We start from the raw sequence: 23,919 nt of genomic DNA on the forward strand, positions 1-23,919 counted from the left end.
GCCCGGGCATGACGAGTGGATAGGCCTTGCCCCGCAACTTCGATACGCCCCTCCCGATCGATGCCGTGCTCGACGACCTCTCGCGCACGCTGGATCAGCACAACGCCGCCGTGCTGGTGGCGCCCCCCGGCGCCGGCAAGACCACGCGGGTGCCGCTGGCGCTGCTCGATGCGCCCTGGGCCCAAGGCAAGAAGATCATCGTGCTGGAGCCGCGCCGCATCGCGGCACGGGCCAGCGCCGACCGCATGGCCAAGTCGCTCGGCGAGCGCGCCGGCGAGACCGTGGGCTATCGCGTCCGCTTCGGCTCGAAGATCTCGCGTGCAACCCGCATCGAGGTCGTGACCGAAGGCATCTTTACCCGGCAGATCCTCGACGATCCCGAGCTTTCCGGTGTTGCCGCCATCCTGTTTGACGAATTCCACGAGCGCTCGCTCGATGCCGATCTCGGCCTTGCGCTGGCGCGTGATGCGCAGCTCGGCCTGCGCGAAGATCTGCGCATCCTGGTGATGTCGGCGACGCTTGATGGCGCGCGTGTCGCAAGGCTGCTCGGAGAAGCGCCGGTCGTCGAGAGCGAGGGCCGCGCCTTTCCGGTCGAGACCCGTTATCTCGGCCGCAAGGCGGATGCACCGATCGAGCGGCAGATGGCGGATGCCATCGCATCGGCACTGCGCGCCGACAGCGGCTCGGTGCTCGCCTTTCTGCCGGGTGCCGCCGAAATCCGTCGTACCCAGAATTTCCTGGCCGAGCGCGTGCAGGACGCCAGTATCGAGATCGTGCCGCTGTTCGGCGCGCTTGATGCCGCCGTGCAGGATCGCGCCATCGCACCGGCGCCGAAGGGCACGCGAAAAGTGGTGCTCGCGACCTCGATCGCGGAAACCTCGCTCACCATCGAAGGCGTGCGCATCGTCGTCGATTCCGGCCTTGCCCGGGTGCCGCGCTATGAGCCCGATATCGGCCTGACGCGGCTCGAGACGGTCCGCGCCTCGCGTGCGGCGGTGGACCAGCGCCGCGGCCGCGCCGGCCGCACCGAGCCTGGCGTCTGCTACCGGCTCTGGGACGAGCCGCAGACGGCCTCGCTGGCGCCCTATACGCAGCCGGAAATCCTCAGCGCCGATCTCTCCTCGCTGGTGCTTGATCTCGCGCAATGGGGCGTCGCCGATCCGGCCGCGCTGTCGTTCCTCGACCCGCCGCCACAGCCGGCATGGAAGGAAGCCAAAAGCCTCCTCACCGAGCTCAACGCGCTCGATCGCGACGGCCGCATCACCGCCGAGGGCAAGAGCCTGCGCGCACTGGCGCTGCCGCCGTGGCTGGCGCGCATGATCGTGGATTCGCATCGCGCAGGGTGCGGCGAGGACGCGGCCGAGATCGCGGCGATCCTCACCGAACGCGGGCTCGGCGGCGACAGCGCCGATCTGGAGCACCGGCGCGACCAGTTTCGCCGCGACCGTTCGCCGCGAGCGGCGAGCGCGCGCGATCTGGCGCGGCGCTGGGCCTCGCAAGTGGCAGCGTCGGAGAAGCCGGGACCGCAGGAGGATCTCTCGACCGGCCTGATGCTTGCTTATGCCTTCCCGGACCGCGTGGCCCGCAACCGCGGTAATGGCAGTTTTGTACTCGCCAACGGTCGCGGCGCCGCAGTGGAGCAGACCTCGTCCCTGGCCCGCGCGCCCTACATCGCGATCGGTGAGATGACGGGCACGGCCGCAAGCGGGCGCATCTTGCTGGCGGCGCAAATTGCTGAAGAAGATATCGAGCGACATTTTGCCGAACATATCGACACCACCGACGAAATCTCCTTCGACCGCGGCGCGATGGCGCTGCGCGCGCGGCGCAAGCGCGTGCTGCACGCGATCACACTTTCTGAAGCAACGCTTGCGGTGTCGCCCTCGGAAGACACCGCGCGCATTTTTGCCGATGGTCTGATCGCCGCAGGCCTCGACCGGCTGCCCTGGTCCAAGGCCGCAAAGCAATGGCGCGACCGTGTGATGTTCCTGCGCAAGGCCGAGGGCGACAATTGGCCCGACCTGTCGGACGACGGGTTGATCGCGCGGCGCGACGATTGGCTGGTGCCCGCGCTCTACGGCAAGATCGCGCTGAAGGACGTCTCCGCCGGTGATCTCTCCGATCCGCTGATGGCGCTGTTGCCCTGGGACATGCGTGCGCGGCTCGACCGCGAGGCGCCGACACATTTCGAGGCGCCGACGGGCAGCGTGCTGGCGATCGATTACGAGGCCGAGCAGGGGCCGACCATCGCCGTGCGGCTGCAGGAATTGTTCGGCCTCAACACCCATCCCTCGATCGCCGCCGGCAAGGTGCCGCTGGTGCTGGAGCTGCTGTCGCCGGCGCAGCGTCCGGTGCAGGTGACGCGCGATCTCCCCGGCTTCTGGCGCGGCAGTTACGCCGCGGTGCGCTCCGACCTGCGCGGCCGCTATCCGCGCCATCCCTGGCCGGACGATCCGGCGACCGCGCTGCCGACCCGGCGGCCGAAGCCGCGCGGGACGTGAGTCCGCATTAACCGTTCGCTCATCCTTTTCGTCAAAATGACCCGGGCGCCGCCGCGGCGTCGCTCGCAGACGGGTGCGCCGCGTGGTGAAATCGAGCGTTCGGCTCGGAAGTGGTGTGATGCGTAACATTATGATCTTCGCGGCCGTGATGATCGGTCTCGGTACATTCATGGCGCAGATGGCGGACAGGATGAGTTCCGCCTCCGCCACGTCAGCGCCGCATCCGACGGTCGCAGTTGCGACCACCGCGCCGGCCGGCAGCCGCAGCCTCAACATCCCCCGGGACGTCCGCGGTCATTTCCAGACCGAGGGCCGCATCGACGGCCAGCGCATCGGTTTCATGGTCGACACCGGAGCTTCCGTGGTGGCGCTGAACGAGACCTCGGCCGCCCGCTTTGGCCTGCGTCCCTCGCGCAACGAGTACAACGCCGCGGTCACCACTGCTAACGGCACCGTCAAGGCCGCGCGCACCCGGATCGCGATGCTTGAGGTCGGTGACCTCGTGGTGCGCGATGTCGATGCCATGGTGCTGCCGGACGCTGCACTGTCCGAGAACCTGCTCGGCCTCTCCTTCCTGTCTCGCCTGAAGCGGTTTGAGTACGCCAACGGCCAGATGGTGCTGGAGCAGTAGATCCACTCTAATTGGTCGGTGGGCCTCCCTTAAGGGCAGACGGGGTGCTATATTCCGTCCATGAACAGCCCCGAGGCGATCGACATCCTCCGACAATCCGAGCCCGCGCTAGGCGAGCGAGGCGTCTTGCATGCCGCGTTGTTCGGCTCGGTGGCGAGGGGTGAAAATCGCCCTGACAGCGATGTCGATATTATAGTCGAGATCGATCCGGAGGCGCGGATCACGGTCTTCGACTACATCGAACTCAAGGAATATATCGCCAACCTTTTTGACGGGCGGGTCGATATCGTCAATCGCGACGGTCTGAAATCATACGTTGCGCCCGCCGCGACAGCCGATGCTGTCTATGCCTTCTGATCGCATCGACGGAGTCCTTCGGGACATCTTACATCACATCGATTTGGCGACCGAGTTCGCCGTAGATCTGGATCGCGAGGCATTCGCGACGGATTTACGGACGGTCTAACTGTTACGCGATGTTTGGAGATCATTTCGGAGGCCTCTCGGCGTCTTCCAGAGGAACTGAAGGCGAGGCACCCAGCGATCGCATGGAGGCAGATGGCGGCTGCAGGCAATGTCTATCGCCACAACTATGAGGACGTCGCAGCCCGCCTTGTCTGGGAGATCGTTCAGCAGGACCTGCCATCTCTCAGGGCAGCCGTCGAAGACGAACTGGCACGCCGATAGCCGATGCGCCAGAAGCGCGGGTCTCTCTCAGCGCACCATTTCCCGTTACCAAACTGCCGCAATTATCGGCCATAAGCCTTCATTCCCGCCTTCCACCGCGCCCTGGCCTTCGCTAAGGCTGCATCGATTCCTGTCATTTTCACGAGACCGCCTCAATGTTCCCCAAGCCGAAATCCGTCTTGTTGCCCAACACCTACGCCTTCGAATCCGAGCCGATGGTGAAGCCCACGGGTTTCCGCGAATACGACGCGCGCTGGTTGTTCCAGAAGGAAATCAACCTGATGGGCGTGCAGGCGCTCGGCATGGGGCTCGGCGCACTGATCGCCGAGCTTGGCGTCAGCCAAGAGATCGTCACCGGCCATGATTTCCGCGGCTATTCGGCCTCGATCAAATATGCGCTGATCTCCGGCCTGATGGCGGCGGGCTGCAAGGTGCACGATATCGGTCTTGCGGTGACGCCGATGGCCTATTTCGCGCAATTCGATCTCGACGTGCCCGCCGTCGCCATGGTCACGGCCTCGCACAACGACAATGGCTGGACCGGCGTGAAGATGGGCGCCAACCGTCCGCTGACCTTCGGCCCCGACGAGATGACGCGGCTGAAAGAGATCGTGCTCAATGCCGAGTTCAAGAACAAGGCGGGCGGCTCCTACCAATTCCACGAGAACTATCCGGCACGCTATATCGCCGATCTCACCAACCGGCCAAAGCTGACGCGCAAGCTCAAGGTCGTCGCGGCCTGCGGCAACGGCACCGCCGGCGCATTCGCGCCGCAGGTGCTGGAGGCGATCGGCTGCGAGGTGATCCCGCTCGACACCGAGCTCGACCACACCTTCCCGAAATACAATCCGAACCCTGAGGACATGGAGATGCTGCACGCGATCCGCGACGCGGTGCTGCATCACAAGGCCGATGTCGGCCTCGGCTTCGACGGCGACGGCGACCGCTGCGGCGTCGTCGACAACACCGGCGAGGAGATCTTTGCCGACAAGGTCGGCGTGATGCTGGCGCGCGACATGTCGGCGATCCACAAGGACGCGCAGTTCATCGTCGACGTGAAGTCGACCGGCCTCTTCATCACCGATCCCGTGCTGCAGAAGCAGGGCGCCAGGACCGCCTATTGGAAGACCGGCCATTCCTACATGAAGCGCCGCACCAACGAGACCGGTGCGCTCGCCGGCTTCGAGAAATCAGGCCATTTCTTCTTCAACAAGCCGTATGGGCGCGGCTATGACGACGGCCTCGTCTCGGCGATCGCGATCTGCGACATGCTCGACCGCGCGCCCGGCAAGTCGATGGCGGACCTCAAGGACGCACTGCCAAAAACCTGGTCGTCGCCGACCATGTCACCGCATTGCGCCGACGAGGTGAAGTACGGCGTCATCGATTCCGTGGTGAAGCACTTCGAGGGCTTGCAGGCCAAGGGCGCCAAGATCGGCGGCCAGGCGATCCGCGATCTCGTCACCGTCAACGGCGTGCGCGTCACCGTCGAGGACGGCAGCTGGGGCCTGGTCCGCGCCTCCTCCAACAAGCCCGAGCTCGTGGTCGTGGTCGAGAGCCCGGTCTCCGAGCAACGCATGCACGACATGTTCGAGATGGTGAACAGCGTGCTGCGGACCCATCCCGAGGTGGGAGAGTACAACCAGAAGATTTGAGGACTGTCTTAAGCCGCTACCACCGCCGGGATCGGCAGCGCCGTCACCGACTTGATCTTCTCCATCGCAAAGCGCGAGGTGACGTTCTTCAGCGGCACGGCGCTGATCAGCTTCTTGTAGAAGATGTCATAGGCCTGCATGTCCGCGACCACGACGCGCAGCATGTAATCGACGTCGCCGGCCATACGGTAGAATTCCATCACTTCGGGCATGGCGCTGACCGCCTCGGCAAACTTCTTCAGCCAGGCGTCGGAATGATCCGAGCTCTCCACCGACACGAACACGGAGATGCCGAGCCCGATCTTGTTCTGATCGACCAGCGCCACCCGCTTCAGGATCACGCCGTCGGCCTCGAGGCGCTGGATGCGCTTCCAGCAGGGGGTCGAGGACAGTCCGACCCGGTCGCCGATTTCGGCAACGGACAGGGAGGCATCCTCCTGGAGGACCATCAGGATCTTGCGGTCGATGGCGTCGAGGCGGCGGCTGGTCTCGGGGATCTGGACAGCGAGGTCGGTCATTTGAAGAACTTTGTTCCATTTCAGGGGCTGATTTCCCTGATATAGAGAAAATCATTCTATAGCAAGCCCATAATCTCCGCGGCGGGCTGGCTCGGCGTCTCAGACGCTGCGCAAAAGCTCTTCAACTTCAACACGTTGCGGTGCGGCCAGGCCGCCACCATGGCGGGTGCATTTCAGCGCCGCAGCGGCCGCGGCGAATCGCAGCGCCTCGGGCAGGCCTCCGCCCTCAGCGAGCCGGAGGGTGAAGGCGCCGTGGAAGACGTCGCCAGCGCCAAGCGTATCCACCGCCTCGACCGGGAAGGCGGGTGTTTCCTCCAGCCGGCCTGCCTCGTTCAGCCAGATCGTGCCGTGCGGGCCGCGGGTAGCGGCGAGGAAAGCGGGCGTGAGCTTGGCGAGCCGCTTCAAGGCCTCGCCGTCACCAGTGATGCCAGCGGTCTCCTGCACCTGCGCGCTGGCGAACAGCAGATGCGAGGCGGCCGTGAGCAGATCGTCGGTCAGCGCCATCGCGCGATCGACGCCGACAATGACGGGGATGCCGCGCCGGCGCGCCTCGGTGCAGAGATCAATGCAGAAGACGCCGCAGCGGCTCTCGACGAGAACCGCCTGGCAACAAGCGAGCAATTCGTCGGCGTCAGATAGCTTCACGCTCCACAGCGCAGGATCGCGGTAGATCGTCAGCGTTCGTTCGCCTGATGCGTCGATGATGATCGCCGAGACGGGCGTGGCAGCGCCCCGAACGCGCACGATCCGCCCGACATCAATCCCCTCGGAAGCCATCCGTTCGAGAATGAAGCCGCTCGACGTCTCCTGCGCGTCGCCCATGGGACCTGCAAACGCGACGCGGCCGCCAAGTCGTGCCATCGCGATCGCGGCATTGAGCGCGTTGCCGCCGCATATCTCGGCAAGATGCGTCGCGTTCGCCTTGCTGCCGCGCTCCGGCACGGCCTCCACCCGGAAGGTGAGGTCGCGCACGGGAATGCCGATGCACAGGATGCGCGGCGCGGTCGCAGAGTGCGCCATCGGCAGCCTCAGCTCCTGTCGTGCACCCAGCGGCCGAGCAGATGATGTGCGATCGCAAACGGATGCGGCCCGGCTAACCCGTCCGGATGCGTCCGTTTCAGCATCAGCGCCGCCTCATCGCGCGTGAACCAGCGTGCATCCTCCAGCTCGGAATGATCGACGACGATGTCCTCGTTCAGCGCCCGCGCGCTGCAGCCAATCATCAGCGACGACGGATAGGGCCAGGGCTGCGACATGTAATACTGCACGTCGGTGCAGCGAATGCCCGACTCTTCGAGGATTTCACGGCGCACCGCGTCCTCGATGGTTTCGGCGGCCTCGACGAAGCCGGCGAGGCACGAAAACATGCCGGGCGGAAACTGCTTCTGGCGGCCGAGCAGGCACTTTTCGCCCGCTGCCACCAGCATGATCACGACAGGATCGGTGCGCGGAAAATGCTCGGCCTTGCACGCCGGGCAGTCGCGCTTCCAGCCGCCTTCCTTCATCGCGCTGCGGGCGCCGCAATTGGCGCAATAGCCGTGGCGCTGATGCCAGCTGACCATCGACTTCGCCATCGCGATCGCCGACAGCTGGTCGGGCGGGATCGCGCCCTGCATCGCCATGCCGCGCAGCTCGGTGACGGTGTAGTCGTCACGGCCGATCAGCTTCTCGGCTGCGGCTTGCGCCAGGCCCATGCCGAAGATCGCCGCGCCGTCGCGCAAGCCCAGAAAGATCGTGCCGGGATTGGCGCCGCATTTCAGCGCCTCGTCGATCGAGAGCAGCGCACGCACCTTGTCGCCCTCGCGCTTCACCAGCAGCGAGTCGCGGTAGACGACATAGGCGCGCGACGACGGTTTCTGTTCCAGTGCAAACAGCTTTTCGTCATCGCGGCGCAAATGCGCGGCGCGGTCGAGGACGTTGGTGACGAAGGCCGGCTGCCCCAAGGGAAACGAGTCGAATGCTGACATTTCTTGTTCTTTCAACCCAACCAGATTTTCTTGCGAAGCGCGCTGATGAAATTCTGTACCTCGGCCGCGTCATGCGCCAAGGGCTTCATCACGCCCCAGACCGGCCGCGGCCAGGCGGCGTCACCGGTGCGGCGCGCGATGATGTGAATATGAAGCTGCGGCACGAGATTGCCGAGCGCCGCGACGTTGAGCTTGTCGCATCTGGTGATCTCCTTCAGCGCGCGAGAGACGCGGGAGATCTCGGTCATCAGCTGTGCCTGCTGCACCTCGTCGAGATCGATGATCTCGACCGCATCAGGCCGCCGCGGCACCAGCAGCAGCCAGGGATAGTTGGCGTCCTTGATGACCAGCACCTTCGACAGCGGCAGGTCGCCGATGTCGATGGTGTCCTCTTTCAGGCGGGAGTGCAGCGACCAGACGGGTTCGGGCATGAAGGTTTCCGGATGGCCCGATCGGGTCGGGCGTGTTGGGCCAGACCATACGATAGGAGGTCAGTAAGGGAAAGGATGGCAACTGCATACGCGATCGTCGTCCTGGACAAGCGAAGCGCAGATTCAGGACCCACCCCAGGAAGCCGTTTTGCGAAGAGTCGCGGCGACCAGCTCGCCTCACGACTCCTGCCTGGGGTAATGGGTCCTGGCCTTCGCCAGGACGACCAAAAAACTACGCCTCCGCCAGCACCCGCGCATTGGCGCGAATCGAGGCTTCGCTGACGCGGATGCCCAGGCCCGGCCCGTCGGGCACCACTACCTGTCCGGCGCGATTGGCAACGCGCTCTTCCAGCACGTCTTCGGTCAACACGTGATGCGGCATGTAGAATTCGCAGCCGAGCGAGATGCCCGGTGTCGCCGCGATCAGCTGCGTGCCGGCGGCGAGGCCAATGCCGCCTTCCCACAGCGTGCCGCCATAACCTGGCAGGCCGGCGATGTCGGCGATCGCCATGATCGCCTGCGCCTCGTACAGGCCGCCTGATTTCATCAGCTTGATCGAGACGGCATCGGCCGCCTCGCGGCGCACCACCTCCATCATGTCACGGCGATCGAAGCAGCTCTCATCCGCGAGCACGGGCGTTTCCAGCGCAGCGGTGAGCTGCGCCATCACGTCGAGAAATCTGCGCGGCACGGGCTGCTCGATGAAGGTCGGCGCGAACTCTTCGACATCGCGCAGGATCTTGATGGCGCCGAACGGCGCCAAAGCCTGGTTGTAGTCGACGCGCAGATCGACCTTGTCGCCGAACTCTTTCCGGATCGCTTCGAGATGATCGAGGTCCTCGCGATGCGGTTTTACGCCGGTCTTGACCTTGTAGATGACATTGCCCTCAGGAACCATTTTTCGCATGCGTTCGAGATCGGCGGCGAAATCCGGATCGGCGATGGAGAACGACAGCGGGATGGTGTCGCGCACGCGGCCGCCGAGCAGGTCGGCAACCGAGAGTCCCGACGATTTGCCGACGATGTCGAGCAGCGCCATCTCGATCGCAACTTTTGCTTCGGCGTGCCCAACCACCGCGCGGTCGAGCTCGGCCATCAGCGCGCGGATGCGGCGCACGGATTTGCCGATCACGATCGGCCGCAGATAAATGTCGAGCGCCGCGAACGCAGCTTCCGGTGTTCCCGTGAACACCTCCCACGGCGCAGCTTCGCCCCAGCCGATCACGCCATCGCTCGAGGTCAGCTCGATCAGCACGCGCTTCACGGTGCCCTTGACGTTGCCGACGCCCTGCAGCCGCGCCATCTTGATCGGGCTTTCGATCAGGAACAGGCGGAGACGCTGGATGGTTGCTTCGGTCATGTCAGGCCTCCATTGACGTGCCAGACCTGACCGGTGACGTAGGATGCTTTTGGGGACGCCAGGAAGGCGATGATCTCGGCGACTTCTTCCGGCCGCCCGCGACGGCGCATCGGGATCAGCGCTTCCGTTGCGGCGATCTGCTCGGGCGACAGCCGGCTCTCGCCCGGCTTGTCCTTGACGATCAGGCCGGGCGACACCGCGTTGACGGTGATGCCGTCTTTTGCAAGCTCCATCGCGGTGAGCCGCACCAGCGCTTCCAGCGCGGAGCGGCTCGCGGCCGTCGCTGCGAACGGCGCGAATTCGGGCCGGATCGCGTGTGCGACGAAGGAGGACACCGCGACGATCCGCGCCTCATTCCCGGCCCGCAGCAGCGGCAGTGCAGCCTCGACCATCCCTGTGAAAGCCAGCGCCGATTCGTCCATGGCCTGCCGGAACTGATCCGCCGGGGTGCCGATCGCGCTGCCGCGGCGGGCATGGCCGCCGACGAGAACCAAGCCATCGAGCCGGCCGAAAGCCGATTGCACCGCGGCGATGGCATCGGTCGCGGCTGTTTCGTCGGCGAGATCGCCAAGGCATTTGGCGACCACGGCGCCCTTTGCTTCGGCTTCCGCTGCCGTGGCATCGAGGCCCGTGGCGTTCGCGCGCGTATGCAGCAGCAGCGCGGTGCCGGGTGCGGCAAGCAGCTTTGCCGCGGCGCGGCCAATGCCGCTGGCGGCGCCGGTGACGAGATAGACGCGGTTGATCTCAGGCATCACGATGTCGCGTTGGTCGGCGGCAGCGCGCCGGTGCGGTGGAAATGGCTGAGGAAGGCGCGCGTCGCGGCTTCCCCGGGATTGTCGATCACCTGCCGCGCCGGGCCTTCCTCGACCACGACGCCGTCGCGCATGAAGATGAGGCGGTCGGCGACCTCGCGGGCGAAGGCGATCTCGTGGGTCACGATCACCATGGTCATGCCTTCGGAGGCCAGCTGCTGGATCACGTTCAGCACCTCGCCGACGAGCTCGGGATCGAGCGCCGAGGTGGCCTCGTCGAACAGCATGACGTCAGGCTCCATCGCCAGCGCGCGTGCGATCGCAACGCGCTGCTTCTGGCCGCCTGACAGCGTTGCCGGATATTGGTCCGCCTTCTCCGCGAGTCCGACCTTGGCGAGCTGCGCCCGCGCGAGCTTTTCGGCATCGGCCTTGGCCATGCGCCGCACGGTGACCGGCCCTTCCATCACGTTCTGGAGTGTCGTCATGTGCGGGAACAGGTTGAAGTGCTGGAACACCATGCCGGTGCTGGCGCGGAATTTTGCCAGGCTCTTTACGTCGGGGAGCTTTGTGCCGTCGCCGAACGCAAAGCTGATATCACCGACGCGCACGCTGCCGCCGTCGGGCACGACCAGAAGATTGATGCAGCGGAGCAGCGTCGACTTGCCGGAGCCTGAAGGCCCGATCAGCGCGACGACGCCGCCCTTGGCGACGTCGAGATTGATGTTCTTCAAAACCTCGTTGCTGCCAAAGCTCTTGCGTAAGGCCCGGATCTCGATTTTCGATGTCTCGCTCATTCGCCGACCGCCAGGTGCTTCTCGCCGCGGCGGACGATGATGGTGAGCGGGATCAGGATCGCCGCATAGGCGACCGCAACCGCGGTGTAGGTCTCGAGCGGCCGGTAGCTGTCATGGGCTGCGACCTGGCTCTGATACACGAGGTCGGGCACCGCCAGCACCGAGACCAGCGAGGTGTTCTTGAACTGGATGATCGACTGGTTCATCAGCGCCGGGATCATGCGCTTGATTGCCTGCGGCAGCACGATGCGTCGCATGCTCTGGCCTGGGGTCATGCCGAGCGCGGCACCGGCTTCCGACTGGCCCTTGTCGATCGAGACGATGCCGCCGCGGATGATCTCCGAATAGAACGAGCCGCCGTACAGCGAGAGCGCCAGCGCCGACGCCGTGATCGGCGTCATCTCGACGCCGGCGAGGATCGGCAGCGCGTAGTAGAACCAGATCAGCTGCACCAGGATCGGCGTGCAGCGGAACGCCTCGATGAAGGCGAGGGCGACGAGCCGCACCGGCTGGAAGCGCGACAGGCTGCCGAAAGCGCCGAACAGGCCGAACACGAGGCCGAGCAGCACGATCACCACGGTGAAGCCGACGGTGACGCCAAGCCCGTTGAGAAAGAGCCAGCGATAGCTCCAGAGGATGCCGAAGTCCCACTGATACATGTGTGCGATTACTCGTGGTGGGTGCCGATTTTGCACCGTCGTTCCGGGGCGATGCGAAGCATCGAACCCGGAACCTCGAGATTCCGGGTTCGCCCTGCGGGCGCCCCGGAATGACAGTGGAAAGCTTACAGAGAAACTCCCGGGGGGATGTCCGCCTCGGTCACGCCCACCAGCTCCATATTGGTGATGATGGCGTTGCGGATGAAGCCGAGGCCCTTGTTGAAGTCGATCCAGGTGTTGACGTAGTCGCGGAAGGTCTTGTCGTTCTCGCGGCGGAAGCCGGCGTTCGACGTCGTCGCGAAGATCGGCGTCGGCAGCACGAACTGGCCGAGCGAGGGGTTCTTCTTCAGCACGGTCAGCGACAGCATCGTGATCAGGCACTGCGCGTCGACGCGGCCGGTCTGCAGCGCGGCGGTGGCATCGTCGGCGGTCTTCAGCCGCGAGATCTGCGCCTTCGGCGTCAGGCGGCTGACGACCTGGTCGTGGGACGAGCCCTGGTCGACCGCGATCTTGATATCGGGCGAGTTCAGCTCGGCCCAGCTCTTCGGCTTGAAGTCCTTCTTGCAGAGAATGCCGAAGGCGTTGTTGAAGACAGGCACCGAGAAGTCGACCACCAGCGCGCGCTTCGGCGTCGGGTTCAGGCCGAAGAAGATGTCGATCTTGTTGGACTGCAGATCCAGCACCGAATTGCCCCAGGTGGTCTCGGTGATGTCGAGCTCGGCCTCCATGTCGTCGGCCAACGCCTTGGCGATGTCGATGTAGAAGCCCTTCCACTGGCCGCTGGAAAGATCCTTCATGTAATAGGGCGCGCCGCCGCCGACGGCACCGATCCGCATCTTCTTGGTGCGGCGGATGCGGGCGAAGGTCGATTCGTTGGGATCGGCCGCCTGGGCCACGGCCTTCGAGGCCAGCGCGCTTGCGGTCACTGCGCCGACGGCGCCAAGTCCGACAATCGATGCAACATCACGACGTGTAACCATTGGGATCAATCGCTTTTCTGGTGAGGTGGAGTTCCGGCAGCGTTCTTACCAAGGCGGCCCTGGTAGCGAAAGCACAGCCTATCGGCTGGGCAGGTCAGGAATTGCCCGGATGCTGGGCAAGATCAAGTTGGCCGATATGATACCCGCTTGCTTTCCCGCTCCTTTGGCCCCAAATAGGGACCGGGAGATTGGCGGTGGACGAGCCACTCGCCAACCGGGTCAGGTCCGGAAGGAAGCAGCCCTAACGAGGTCCGGATCGGGTCGCTCGTCAGTCTCCTACCTGTTTTTTCGAGCGAACCAGCGCCGGCGGGCCTCCCGCTGGCGCGCTCCTGTCCGCAAAAGCCAGCCGAGAGACATTCCATTGCGGATTGACCGATGACCGACGCTGGCGCCCCTCCACCTCCTGATAGCGCCGGCCCGGCCGGGAACGCGCCCTATCGGGTGCTGGCGCGGAAATACCGTCCCTCGAGCTTCGACGATCTGATCGGCCAGGAGGCTGTGGTCCGCACCGTCTCCAATGCGTTCGAAACCGGCCGGATTCCGCAGGCCTGGATCCTCACCGGCGTCCGCGGCGTCGGCAAGACCACCACTGCGCGCATCCTTGCCCGTGCGCTCAACTACGAGATGCCGGACGGTTCGGTGAAGGGCCCGACCATCCACATGCCGACCCTCGGCGTGCATTGTCAGGCGATCATGGAAAGCCGGCACATGGACGTCCTGGAGATGGATGCGGCCTCCCATACTGGTGTCGACGACGTCCGCCAGATCAACGACAGCGTGCGCTACGCTCCGGCCAGTGCCCGCTACAAGGTCTACATCATCGACGAAGTCCACATGCTGTCGACGGCGGCGTTCAACGCCTTCCTGAAGACGCTGGAGGAACCGCCGGAGCACGCCAAGTTCGTGTTCGCCACCACCGAGATCCGCAAGGTCCCGGTCACGGTGCTGTCGCGCTGCCAGCGCTTCGACCTGCGCCGCGTCGAGGCCGACGTGCTGATGAAGCATCTCGCCAACATCGCCGCGAAGGAAAATGTCGAGATCGAGCCGGAGGCGCTCGGCATCATCGCGCGCGCGGCCGAAGGCTCGGTGCGCGATTCGCTGTCGCTGCTCGACCAGGCCATCGCCCATGCGGCGGGCCGGGTGAAGGCCGATGCGGTCAGGCAGATGCTGGGCCTTGCCGACCGCACCCGCGTCATCGATCTGTTCGATTCGCTGGCGCGCGGCGACATCGCGGCTGCGTTCAAGGAGTTCCGCGATCAGTACGATGTCGGCGCGGATCCGATCGTGGTGCTGTCGGATCTCGCTGAATTCGTCAATTTCGTCACCCGCGTGAAGATCGTGCCGGCGACGGCCGACAACGTCGCCTATGGCGAGACCGAGCGCGTGCGCGCGAAGGATTTCGCCTCAAGGATCTCGATGCGGGTGCTGTCGCGGATGTGGCAGATGCTGCTCAAGGGCATCGCCGAGGTGCAGGGCGCGACGCGCCCGGCCGCAGCCGCCGAGATGGTGCTGGTGCGCATCGCCTATGTCGCCGATCTGCCGACGCCGGACGAAGCGATAAGGATGCTGGAGCAGAATGGCGGCGGCTCACAGGTCGTGGGCGGCGGTGCCGCGCGCAGCAGCGCGCCGGCGGGGCCGACGGTCTCCGCGGCGCCGGCCCCGCCAGCCGCGCCGGTTCGCATGCCGACCTCGTCGCCATCGGCGTTCGGCGGCGGCGCGCGGCCGCAGATGGCGGCGCCCGCGCCGGATCCGCAAGGCGCAACACCTCAGCTGCGTGTCACCAGCTTCACCCAGCTCGTCGCGCTCGCGGGCCAGAAGCGCGATCTCATGACCAAGAGCGCGCTGGAAGGCGACATGCGGCTCGTCCGTTTCGAGGAGGGCCGGCTGGAGGTCGCGCTCGAGCCGAACGCCTCCAAGACCATGATCTCGGAGCTTGCGAAGAAGTTCGAGCTGTGGACCGGCCGGCGCTGGACCATGATCGTTTCCAACGAGCAGGGCCAGCCCACGCTCCGTTCGGTGAACCAGGCCGCCAGGCAGGAACATGCGCGCAACGCAGAGGCCGATCCGCGCGTGCAGGAGGTGCTGTCGCGCTTCCCCGGTGCAAAGGTCGTCGAGGTCCGCAGGCTTGCCCCGGAGACGCCGGAGTCCAATATTAACGCTGACTACGGCTCTGACGATCTGCCCGACGGTTCCGACGCCGACGACGATCTCTGAGCCTATCTTTGAGGACGAAAACCCATGGCTGATTTTCTCGGCATGATGAAGCAGGCGGCGCAGCTGCAATCCAAGATGCAGGAGATGCAGGAGCAGCTCGGCAATGTGGAGGTCGAGGGCATCTCCGGCGGCGGCCTCGTCGCCGTCCGCATGACCGCGAAGATGGACGTCAAGGGCGTCAAGATCGATGCCTCGCTGATGAAGCCGGAAGAACGCGAGGTGCTGGAAGACCTGCTCGTCACCGCGCTCGGTGACGCCCGCCGCAAGGCCGAGACCGCGATGCAGGAGAAGATGCAGTCGCTGACCGGCGGGCTCGGCCTGCCGCCGGGGCTGTTCGGCCAGTAAGATGGGCGCGGTTGCAGGTCCTGAAATCGAGCGGCTGGTCCAGCTTCTCGCGCGGCTGCCCGGTTTGGGCCCGCGCTCCGCGCGTCGCGCGGCGCTGCATCTGATCAAGAAGCGCGAAGCGCTGATGATGCCGCTGTCATCAGCCTTGCAGGTCGCGCTGGACAAGGTCCAGGTCTGCAAGACCTGCGGCAATATCGATACGCAAAATCCCTGCACGGTCTGCACCGATCCGAAGCGCGATGGCGCCATCATCGTCGTCGTCGCCGATGTCGCCGATCTCTGGGCGCTGGAGCGGGCCAATGCGACCCAGGGCCGCTATCACGTGCTGGGTGCGACCCTGTCGCCGCTCGACGGTGTCGGCCCGCAGGACCTCACCATCGACGCGCTGGTCGCGCGCGCGCATGCACCCGAGGTGCACGAGGTCATTCTGGCGCTGAATGCGACTGTCGACGGCCAGACCACGGCGCATTACATCACCGACCTGCTTCAGGACGCCAACGTCAAGGTCACCCGGCTGGCGCATGGTGTGCCCGTCGGCGGCGAGCTTGATTATCTCGATGAGGGCACGCTATCGGCCGCCATGCGGCAGCGCACCCTGTTCTAGCCACAGACCCGCGGAACGGACGACATGACGAAACTTTTCGCCACACGATCGGCTTTGGTCGCGACGATGCTGCTGCTGGTGACGCCGGCCATCGCCGCCGCGCAGCAGGAGAGCGAGGCGCCGCCGCCCTCGAAGCCCGGCAAGCCGATCAGCGCCGGCGAGGTGCTCTCGGGCGAGCTCAACGCCATGAAGATTCGCGACGCCAAGAACGCGGGCAAGCGTGTCGCGATGTACCAGATCACCTCCGAGCCGCGGCGCCTGCCGGCGCCGAACGGGCTGTGCGACCTCGAGACCGGGCCCGAGACCTTCCAGCTCGTCACCTCCAGCGACGCGCAGGCCTCGCAGCTGAAATCCTTCGTCGGCAAGGAGATCTCCGTGAAGGTGGATGAAGTCGCCTGCGCCAGCGATCCCGGCCAGATGAGCGAGGCCGTGGTGACGAAGTGGAGTTTGGTGAAGAAGTAGGGGCGAGCGAACGGCTCCCTCCACCGTCATTGCGAGCGAAGCGAAGCAATCCAGACTTTCTCCGCGGAAACAGTCTGGATTGCTTCGTCGCAAGAGCTCCTCGCAATGACGACGGAGAGAGGCGGGCTTTAAACCCTCACCGGCCCCAGCGTCTCGAAATGCCCGCGCTTCTGCAGCCAGGTGAGCAACACCAGGCTCGGAATCGCCACCAGCACGCAGATCACGAAGAACAGCGGCCAGCCGGTCGCGCTGGCGACGAAGCCTGCCCCTGACGACAGATAGGTCCGTCCCACCGCCGCGAGCGCGGTGAGCAGGGCGTATTGCGTCGCGGTGTGCAGCGGGTTCTGGCACAGCGCCGAGAGATAGGCGACGAAGATCACCGTGCCGATGGCGCTGGTGAAATTCTCGGCGCAGATCGCGAGCGCCAGCGCCCATTGATTGGTGCCGACCAGCGCGAGCCAGGAGAAGGTGAGGTTGGCCAGCGCCTGCACCACGCCGCCGATCCACAGCGAGGTCGCCAGCGAGTAGCGCCGCGCGACGAAGCCGCCGGCAAAGCCGCCGATCAGCGTCGCAGCTAAGCCGACGCCTTTCACGATCGCCGCATAATCGTTGCGGGTGAAGCCGAGATCGATCACGAACGGCGCCGTCATGGTGCCGGAGAACGCGTCGGTGAACTTGAACAGCACCACGAAGGCGAGCGCTGCGAGCGCGTCCTTGCGCGACAGGAATTCCGAGAAGGCGCCGATCGCCGCGTGCAGCACCCGCGTGAATGCGGTCTCGGTTTGCGTCGCAGCTTCCGCCCGCACCGACTGCTCGGGCTCGGTCGCAACAAGCGCCGTGATCGTCCCGATTAGCACCATCGCCGCCATCACCACATAGCCCCACATCCAGGTCGCGCTGCGGGTGATGCCGGTGCTCTCGAAGCCGGAGACGATGAACAGCGCGCCCGCGGTCGAGACCAGCATGCCGATGCGATAGGCCGCGACATAGGCCGCCATGCCGGCCGCCTGCTCGCTCTCCGGCAGGCTCTCGACGCGGAAGGCGTCGACCACGATGTCCTGGGTCGACGACGTCGTCGCCACCAGCAGCGCACCGAGCGCGACGTAGAACGGTGACCGCGCCGGATCGGTCATCGCCAGCAGCAGGATCGAAATGATCAGCAGCAGCTGCGAGAACAGCAGCCAGCCGCGCCGCCGTCCGAAGGCGCGCGTGAACAGCGGCACGTGCAGCGCATCCACCAGCGGCGCCCACAGGAATTTCAGCGTGTAGGGCGTGCCGACCAATGCAAACAGCCCGATGGTCTTGAGATCGACGCCGGCCTCGCGCATCCAGACCAAGAGCGTCGAGCCCGACAGCGCCAGCGGCAGCCCCGACGAAAAGCCGAGGAACAGCACGATCAGCACCCGCGGTTGCAGGTACACAGCCAGGCTGTCCCGCCAGGAGGTCGCGGGGGCATCGGTGCCGGCGGAGGAGGTCGCGTCGGGTGCGGTCATGGGGCGGTGTTAGCAGATTCTAGGCGTGATGCCTCGACCACAAAAGCCGTCATGCCCGGGCTTGTCCCGGGCATGCGGTGTTGAAGGGCGTGGATGGCCGGGACAAGCCCGGCCATGACGATCGAGCCGTCACTCCCCTGCCTGGAGTTTCCTCGGGAACGGCTCTGCCGCTCCCGATACCAGCCGTGGGCCCTCCGGCGCATCGGTCTTGCTGAAATCGAGCTCCTCGATTCGTCCCGCCCGCTTCTCGATCTTGTCGGCGGAGATCAGGATCTGCCGGACGTCTTCGTTGGCGTCGGCAAAGTGCTTCTGCAATTTCAGCACACGGTCGCGCAGGCGGCCGAGATCGTCGCCGAGCTTGATCACCTCGGTCTGGATCTGGTCGGCGGCATCGCGCATGCGCGCGTCCTTCATGATCTGCTGCATCACCTGGATCGCGAGCATCAAGAGCGAGGGCGACACCAGCACGACGCGGGCGCGATAGGCCTTCTGGATCACGTCGTCGAATCCGTCATGGATTTCGGCGTAGACCGATTCCGACGGCACGAACATCAGCGCCATCTCCTGGGTCTCGCCGGTGACGAGGTATTTTTCCGCGATGTCGCTGACATGCTTCATCACGTCGCCGCGCAGCCGCTGCGTGGCGAGGCGCTTCTCCTCGTCGGTGCGGGCATCGTGCAGCGCGGTCATCGCCTCCAGCGGAAACTTGGCATCGATGCAGAGCGGGCGCTGGTCGGGCAGGAACACGACGCAGTCGGGCCGCTTTCCGGTCGACAGCGTGAACTGGAATTCGTAGGACCCCTTCGGCAGGCCGTCCTGGACGATCGCCTCCATCCGCGCCTGGCCGAAGGCGCCGCGCGACTGCTTGTTGGCGAGCACGTCGCGCAGGGTCGTGACCTGCGTGGTGAGGTCGGTGAGGTTCTTGTGGGCAGAGTCGATGATGCCGAGCCGCTCGTGCAGCGCGCGCAGGCTCTCCATGGTGTTGCGGGTCGAGTGTTCCATGGACTGGCCGACCCGATGGGTCACCGAATCCAGCCGCTCGTTGACCGCCCGCGCCATTTCGGCCTGGCGGCCGGCCAGCGCCTGGGTCATGGCGTCAACCCGGCCGGAGGCCTCGCTCTGGGCGTGCAGCACCTGGGCGAGCCGCTCTTCCAGCTCGTCGGCCCGGACCGCGCTCGCCATCGCGAGTTCCGCGCCCCGCCGCCCGGAGCGCGCGATCACGACGGCAATCACCGCCAGCAGGATGAGGACGAGGGCGCCGAAGCCGATCAGCGCATCGATGGTGCGCACCGGCCAGTCGCCCAGCATGAAAATGATCTCGTTCATGTCGCCCTTCTAGCCGATTCGCGAGCCAGAGCGAACGAAGAGAGAACGATGAGCCTAACGGCCTCCTCATTTTTATGGTTACCGAAAGGCGAAGTTTTATGGTCAGCGGAGGGTTGACGCGTTCCCGGCCGCATTGACCGCTTCTCGTGCGCAGCTTAAATCGCCCGCCATGGCCCTCAGAGAAATCATCATCCTGCCCGACAAGCAGCTGCGTCTGGTCTCCAAGCCGATCGAGAAGGTCACGGCGGAGATCCGCAAGCTTGCCGACGACATGTTCGAGACCATGTACGACGCGCCCGGCATTGGCCTCGCTGCGATCCAGATCGCGCAGCCGCTGCGGTTGATCACCATGGACCTCGCCAAGCCCAACCCGGACGGCGAGACCAAGCCGGAGCCGCGCGTCTTCATCAATCCGGAGATCATCGCCTCGTCAGAGGAGCTGTCCACTTACGAGGAAGGCTGCCTGTCGATCCCCGAATATTACGAGGAGGTCGAACGCCCGGCCAAGGTGCGCGTGCGCTTCACCGATCTCGACGGCAAGCTGCACGAGGAGGACGCCGAAGGCCTCTACGCCACCTGCATCCAGCATGAGATCGATCATCTCAACGGCGTGCTGTTCGTCGACTATCTGTCGAAGCTCAAGCGCGACCGCGTCATCAAGAAGTTCGAGAAAGCCGCCAAGCGCGCGGGCGAGTAGGGCTTTCCGTCGTTCCGGGGCGATGCGCAGCATCGAACCCGGAACCTCGAGATTCCGGGTTCGGCTCTTCGAGCCGCCCCGGAATGACCGTCAATGGATTGCGTCGTTCGCAGGTTTTTGTCATGCCGCTCCGCCTGATCTTCATGGGCACGCCCGATTTCTCCGTGCCGACGCTGCTCGAGCTCGTCGCGCACGGCCACGAGATCGTGGCCGTCTACACCCGCGCGCCGAAGCCGGGCGGGCGGCGCGGGCTGCAGATGCAGCCGACGCCGATTGAAGAGGCCGCGCGAAAGCTCGGCGTCCCCGTGCTGACGCCGAAGACGTTGAAGACGCCGGAGGCGCTGGAAGAATTTCGCGCCTTCGACGCCGATGCCGCTGTCGTCGTCGCCTATGGCATGATCCTGCCGCAGGCGATCCTCGATACGCCCCGGCTCGGTTGCTACAACCTTCACGCTTCGCTGCTGCCGCGCTGGCGCGGCGCCGCGCCGATCAACCGCGCGATCATGGCCGGCGATGCCGAGAGCGGCGTCATGGTGATGAAGATGGATGCCGGCCTCGATACCGGCGACGTCGCCATGGCCGAGCGGCTTCCGATCACGGACAACATGACCGCGGCCGATCTGCATGATCGCCTCGCCCGTCTCGGCGCCGACCTGATGGTGCGCGCCATGGCGGCGCTTGACCGCGGCGGGTTGCAGCTGAAAAAGCAGCGCGAGGACGGCGTCACTTATGCCGCCAAGATCGACAAGGCCGAGGCGCGGATCGACTGGAGCAAGCCCGCGCATGCGGTGCTGCGCCATATTCATGGCCTGTCGCCGTTTCCCGGCGCCTGGGCCGAGCTCGAGAATGCGCGCGTGAAAATCCTGCGCTGTGAGCTTGCCAAAGGTTCCGGCGCGCCGGGTGCCGTGCTGGACGATCAACTCACCGTCGCCTGCGGCGAGGGCGCCATCCGCATCCTCGAGCTGCAGCGCGAGGGCAAGGGCCGGATGCAGGCGGCAGACTTCTTGCGCGGCACGCCAGTGAAGCCGCCGATGCGGCTCACCTAATGCCGCGCTACAAGCTCACCATCGAATATGACGGCGCGCCGTTCTTCGGCTGGCAGATCCAGGACACGCTGCCGTCGGTGCAGGGCGCGCTGGAAGCGGCCGTGAAGGCCATGACCGGCGCCGATCTGCGCGTGCACGGGGCCGGCCGCACCGATGCCGGCGTGCATGCGCGCGGCCAGGTCGCGCATGTCGATGTCGAGAAGCAGTTTCCGCCCGGCCGGTTTCGCGACGGGTTGAATGCGCATTTGCGCCCGCATCCGATCGCAGTGCTCGAAGCCGAGATCGTGCCCGATACTTTCGAGGCCCGCTTCTCGGCGATCAGGCGCCACTATCGCTACCGCGTCATCAACACCCGCGCCAATCTCGCGCTCGACGTCGGCCATGCCTGGCGCGTGCCGCGCCGGCTCGACGCTGACGCGATGCATGCGGCCGCCCAGCGCCTGCTCGGCAAGCACGATTTCACGACGTTCCGCGACACCGAGTGCCAGGCGAAATCCCCGGAGAAGACGCTCGATCAGCTCGACGTCCTTCGCGATGGCCGCGAGATCACCATCGTCACCTCGGCACGCTCGTTCCTGCACAGTCAGGTGCGCTCGATGGTGGGCTCGCTGGTCTGGGTCGGCGAGGGACGCTGGACCGCCGACGATCTCTCCGCAGCGCTTGCCGCCCGCAACCGCGCCGCCTGCGGCATCGTCGCGCCGCCGGAGGGGCTGTATCTGATGAAGGTGGATTATTAGAAGGTGATGCCGCCCCAGGCGTCATGGCCGGGCTTGTCCCGGCCATCCACGATCTTTCTTGCTCGATGGACGAAGAGCGTGGATGCCCGGGAAGGACCGGGCATGACGGCGGAGCGATTAGGGAAAGGCCGTCATTCTACCCAAAATATCTTGCCAGAATCCCGCGATAGACCTTCGTCAGCTTCTCCAAATCCACCACCGGCACGCGCTCGTTGACCTGGTGCATGGTCTGGCCGACCAGGCCGAACTCGATCACCGGGCAATAGCTCGAGATGAAACGCGCATCCGAGGTGCCGCCTGAGGTCGACAGCTCCGGCTTCTGTCCCGTCACCTCTTCGATTGCGGACACCGCGAGGTCAGTGAACGGGCCGGGCTTGGTCACGAACACGTTGGAGTTCGACGGCTCCCAGACGATGCGGGCCTTGATGCGGTTGCCGCAGGCCTTGGCGAGACGGGTCTCGACCAGCTCGCGCAAGGATGCCTGGGTGTGGTTGTCGTTGTAGCGGATGTTGAACCTGGCCCGGGCCTCGCCGGGAATGACGTTGAAGGCCTTGTTGCCGACGTCGACCGAGACGAATTCGAGATTGGAGGCCTGGAATTGCGCGCTGCCATGATCGAGCGGCTCGTCCGAGATCGCCACGATCAGGCGCGAGATGTCCGGCACCGGATTGGAGGCGCGATGCGGATAGGCGACGTGGCCCTGCACGCCGTCGACGACGAGCGTGCCCGACTGCGAGCCGCGGCGGCCGACCTTGATGGTGTCGCCGAGCCTCTCGACATTGGAGGGCTCGCCCAGCACGCAATGATCGAACTTCTCGCCGCGCTCGGCGGCCCATTTCAGCAGCTTGATGGTGCCGTTGATCGAGACGTCTTCCTCGTCGCCGGTGATCAGGAACGAGATCGAGCCGGTCCCGTCCGCGCGCGGCTTGCCGCCATTGGCGGCGAGATGCTCCAGCACCGCGGCCACCGAGCACGCAATGCCGCCCTTCATGTCGACCGCGCCGCGGCCGTGCAGAAAACCGTCCTTCACCTCGCCGGAGAACGCGCCAACGCTCCAGGCGCTCTCGTCGCCTGGCGGCACGACGTCGGTGTGGCCGGCAAAGGTGATGTGCGGGCCTTCGGTGCCGATCCGCGCATAGAGATTGTCGACGTCGGCGGTGCCGTCCTCGCTGAAGGTCACGCGGTGGCAAATGAAGCCGGCTGCATCAAGCGCTTTCTCAAGCACGCCGAGCGCGCCGGCGTCTTCAGGCGTTACCGAGGGGCAGCGGATCAGGTCGCGGGCAAGGGAGAGAGCATCGGTCATGCGCCCCGCTTAACATGCATGCCGGCGGGCGGGCTAGCGCTGGGCGGGACAATTTCGAGCTCGCGGCTCTGGTCCCAGCTTTTCGCAGGGGAGGCAGCATTGTCGGCCTCTTCGGCCTCCGGGTCCGGACCAAACCGGTTCGGCCCGATGGTGCCGCGCAGAAAGCCGGTCTCGACAAAGGCCGAGAGGGTGAGGACGGCGCTCGCCAGCGCGAGCGGCAGCACCCAATAGCTGTCCGGAAGGCGCTCCTCGAACTGCGTGTAGAGGCCCGGCAGCACGAAATAGGCGAGCAGCCACCAGGCGCTCTTGTCGCGGTCATGCAGCCGCTTCACCACGATCGCGAGATAAATCCAGAGCAACAGTCCGGTCGCGCCAAGCTTGAGCAGCAGCAGCGGCACATGGTCCAGCAGCGACCATCGATAGGTGGAGGGATCGACAATCGCGAAGACGTCGTCGGCATTCAGCTCGAACGATCCGACCTTGCCGCTGAACGCGACCATGACGCCCGCGCAGAGGAACAGCAGCAGGATCATGCCGCACAAGACAAAGATCAGGCTGCACCAGAACCCGGCACGGCCAATGCGGCCGTCGAAGCGGAACAGGTACCAGATCCAGTTCATGCGAGAGGCTCCGGGCAGGAGGGGTCGCCCGGATCTTGGTCGCGATGGAGGAAGAGGGGGTTCGATCGCTCCTCGGCGTCGTCCCGGCGAAGGCCGGGACCCATACCGCGAGGTCTATCGGTCTTGAGCGGTGCCCG

25 protein-coding genes and 1 other RNA gene are annotated in these 23,919 nt (G+C 65.5%); 13 read left to right on the forward strand and 13 right to left on the reverse strand.

Going from position 1 to position 23,919, the window contains the following annotated elements:
- The first annotated feature begins 26 nt into the window (after window positions 1–26).
- From hrpB to ACNJX9_RS03715, 5 genes are all read left to right on the forward strand, one after another.
- Window positions 27–2,501, forward strand: coding sequence for an ATP-dependent helicase HrpB (gene hrpB / locus ACNJX9_RS03695; RefSeq protein WP_439407831.1), 2,475 nt, complete (start codon window positions 27–29; stop codon window positions 2,499–2,501).
- A gap of 118 nt (window positions 2,502–2,619) precedes the next feature.
- Window positions 2,620–3,132 carry a TIGR02281 family clan AA aspartic protease gene (locus ACNJX9_RS03700; protein WP_162268374.1) on the forward strand — a complete coding sequence of 171 codons (513 nt, stop codon included), beginning with the start codon at window positions 2,620–2,622 and terminating at the stop codon, window positions 3,130–3,132.
- 60 nt (window positions 3,133–3,192) lie between these two features.
- Entirely contained in the window at window positions 3,193–3,489 is a 297-nt protein-coding gene (locus tag ACNJX9_RS03705; protein WP_439407832.1) for a nucleotidyltransferase family protein, read from the forward strand.
- A 123-nt stretch (window positions 3,490–3,612) separates the two neighbouring features.
- Complete coding sequence (locus ACNJX9_RS03710; protein ID WP_439407833.1) at window positions 3,613–3,819, forward strand: HepT-like ribonuclease domain-containing protein; 207 nt, start codon at window positions 3,613–3,615, stop codon at window positions 3,817–3,819.
- A gap of 155 nt (window positions 3,820–3,974) precedes the next feature.
- Entirely contained in the window at window positions 3,975–5,474 is a 1,500-nt protein-coding gene (locus tag ACNJX9_RS03715; protein ID WP_439407834.1) for a phosphomannomutase/phosphoglucomutase, read from the forward strand.
- An 8-nt stretch (window positions 5,475–5,482) separates the two neighbouring features.
- Here ACNJX9_RS03715 and ACNJX9_RS03720 read toward each other — a convergent pair whose 3' ends face one another.
- The 9 genes from ACNJX9_RS03720 to ACNJX9_RS03760 form a co-directional block, all read right to left on the reverse strand.
- Entirely contained in the window at window positions 5,483–5,992 is a 510-nt protein-coding gene (locus ACNJX9_RS03720; protein ID WP_057748368.1) for an Lrp/AsnC family transcriptional regulator, read from the reverse strand.
- Between the two features lie 99 nt (window positions 5,993–6,091).
- On the reverse strand, window positions 6,092–7,012 hold the full coding sequence (locus tag ACNJX9_RS03725) for a sugar kinase (RefSeq protein ID WP_439407835.1): 921 nt from the start codon (window positions 7,010–7,012) through the stop codon (window positions 6,092–6,094).
- Window positions 7,013–7,020: 8 nt separating this feature from the next.
- Entirely contained in the window at window positions 7,021–7,959 is a 939-nt protein-coding gene (gene nudC, locus ACNJX9_RS03730) for an NAD(+) diphosphatase (RefSeq protein WP_439407836.1), read from the reverse strand.
- Window positions 7,960–7,970: 11 nt separating this feature from the next.
- Entirely contained in the window at window positions 7,971–8,390 is a 420-nt protein-coding gene (locus ACNJX9_RS03735) for an HIT family protein (RefSeq protein WP_439407837.1), read from the reverse strand.
- A 232-nt stretch (window positions 8,391–8,622) separates the two neighbouring features.
- Entirely contained in the window at window positions 8,623–9,750 is a 1,128-nt protein-coding gene (locus tag ACNJX9_RS03740; protein WP_439407838.1) for a muconate cycloisomerase family protein, read from the reverse strand.
- On the reverse strand, window positions 9,747–10,502 hold the full coding sequence (locus ACNJX9_RS03745; protein WP_439407839.1) for an SDR family NAD(P)-dependent oxidoreductase: 756 nt from the start codon (window positions 10,500–10,502) through the stop codon (window positions 9,747–9,749). The genes ACNJX9_RS03740 and ACNJX9_RS03745 overlap by 4 nt, the downstream gene beginning before the upstream one ends.
- Window positions 10,502–11,296 carry an amino acid ABC transporter ATP-binding protein gene (locus tag ACNJX9_RS03750; protein ID WP_439407840.1) on the reverse strand — a complete coding sequence of 265 codons (795 nt, stop codon included), beginning with the start codon at window positions 11,294–11,296 and terminating at the stop codon, window positions 10,502–10,504. The genes ACNJX9_RS03745 and ACNJX9_RS03750 overlap by 1 nt, the downstream gene beginning before the upstream one ends.
- Window positions 11,293–11,955 carry an amino acid ABC transporter permease gene (locus ACNJX9_RS03755; RefSeq protein ID WP_439407841.1) on the reverse strand — a complete coding sequence of 221 codons (663 nt, stop codon included), beginning with the start codon at window positions 11,953–11,955 and terminating at the stop codon, window positions 11,293–11,295. Before ACNJX9_RS03755 ends, ACNJX9_RS03750 begins: the two co-directional genes overlap by 4 nt.
- Window positions 11,956–12,080: 125 nt before the next feature.
- Window positions 12,081–12,935, reverse strand: a complete 855-nt coding sequence (locus tag ACNJX9_RS03760) for a transporter substrate-binding domain-containing protein (RefSeq protein ID WP_057748391.1) — start codon at window positions 12,933–12,935, stop codon at window positions 12,081–12,083.
- Window positions 12,936–13,118: 183 nt separating this feature from the next.
- On the opposite strand from ACNJX9_RS03760, the gene ffs reads away from it, so the two are divergent.
- From ffs to ACNJX9_RS03785, 5 genes are all read left to right on the forward strand, one after another.
- Window positions 13,119–13,215, forward strand: an RNA gene (ffs, locus tag ACNJX9_RS03765) — signal recognition particle sRNA small type.
- A gap of 95 nt (window positions 13,216–13,310) precedes the next feature.
- Window positions 13,311–15,149, forward strand: coding sequence for a DNA polymerase III subunit gamma/tau (locus ACNJX9_RS03770; protein ID WP_439407842.1), 1,839 nt, complete (start codon window positions 13,311–13,313; stop codon window positions 15,147–15,149).
- 24 nt (window positions 15,150–15,173) lie between these two features.
- Window positions 15,174–15,494, forward strand: a complete 321-nt coding sequence (locus ACNJX9_RS03775) for a YbaB/EbfC family nucleoid-associated protein (RefSeq protein ID WP_439407843.1) — start codon at window positions 15,174–15,176, stop codon at window positions 15,492–15,494.
- Between the two features lies 1 nt (window position 15,495).
- Window positions 15,496–16,098, forward strand: a complete 603-nt coding sequence (recR, locus tag ACNJX9_RS03780; protein WP_057748392.1) for a recombination mediator RecR — start codon at window positions 15,496–15,498, stop codon at window positions 16,096–16,098.
- Between the two features lie 24 nt (window positions 16,099–16,122).
- On the forward strand, window positions 16,123–16,560 hold the full coding sequence (locus tag ACNJX9_RS03785; RefSeq protein ID WP_220001419.1) for a hypothetical protein: 438 nt from the start codon (window positions 16,123–16,125) through the stop codon (window positions 16,558–16,560).
- Between the two features lie 128 nt (window positions 16,561–16,688).
- Here ACNJX9_RS03785 and ACNJX9_RS03790 read toward each other — a convergent pair whose 3' ends face one another.
- Window positions 16,689–18,053: an AmpG family muropeptide MFS transporter gene (locus ACNJX9_RS03790; protein WP_439407844.1), complete on the reverse strand. Its 1,365-nt coding sequence runs from the start codon at window positions 18,051–18,053 to the stop codon at window positions 16,689–16,691.
- A 129-nt stretch (window positions 18,054–18,182) separates the two neighbouring features.
- Window positions 18,183–19,379 carry a DNA recombination protein RmuC gene (locus tag ACNJX9_RS03795; RefSeq protein ID WP_439407845.1) on the reverse strand — a complete coding sequence of 399 codons (1,197 nt, stop codon included), beginning with the start codon at window positions 19,377–19,379 and terminating at the stop codon, window positions 18,183–18,185.
- A gap of 169 nt (window positions 19,380–19,548) precedes the next feature.
- Here ACNJX9_RS03795 and def point away from each other — a divergent pair, with 169 nt between their 5' ends.
- The 3 genes from def to truA all read left to right on the forward strand — a co-directional run bounded on the left by def (window position 19,549) and on the right by truA (window position 21,859).
- A complete protein-coding gene (gene def, locus ACNJX9_RS03800; protein WP_057748398.1) occupies window positions 19,549–20,076 on the forward strand; it encodes a peptide deformylase in 528 nt (175 codons plus the stop codon).
- A gap of 122 nt (window positions 20,077–20,198) precedes the next feature.
- The gene (gene fmt / locus ACNJX9_RS03805) at window positions 20,199–21,122 is read left to right on the forward strand and encodes a methionyl-tRNA formyltransferase (protein ID WP_439407846.1); all 924 of its coding nucleotides are present in this window, start codon (window positions 20,199–20,201) and stop codon (window positions 21,120–21,122) included.
- Complete coding sequence (gene truA, locus ACNJX9_RS03810; protein ID WP_439407847.1) at window positions 21,122–21,859, forward strand: tRNA pseudouridine(38-40) synthase TruA; 738 nt, start codon at window positions 21,122–21,124, stop codon at window positions 21,857–21,859. The genes fmt and truA overlap by 1 nt, the downstream gene beginning before the upstream one ends.
- Before the next feature lie 136 nt (window positions 21,860–21,995).
- On the opposite strand, the gene dapE is transcribed toward truA, so the two are convergent.
- Window positions 21,996–23,162, reverse strand: a complete 1,167-nt coding sequence (dapE, locus tag ACNJX9_RS03815; protein WP_439407848.1) for a succinyl-diaminopimelate desuccinylase — start codon at window positions 23,160–23,162, stop codon at window positions 21,996–21,998.
- The gene (locus ACNJX9_RS03820; protein WP_439407849.1) at window positions 23,159–23,782 is read right to left on the reverse strand and encodes a DUF805 domain-containing protein; all 624 of its coding nucleotides are present in this window, start codon (window positions 23,780–23,782) and stop codon (window positions 23,159–23,161) included. Before ACNJX9_RS03820 ends, dapE begins: the two co-directional genes overlap by 4 nt.
- Window positions 23,783–23,919: the final 137 nt, after the last annotated feature.

The organism is Bradyrhizobium sp. BLXBL-03, from assembly GCF_051853015.1.
Classification (GTDB): domain Bacteria; phylum Pseudomonadota; class Alphaproteobacteria; order Rhizobiales; family Xanthobacteraceae; genus Bradyrhizobium; species Bradyrhizobium manausense.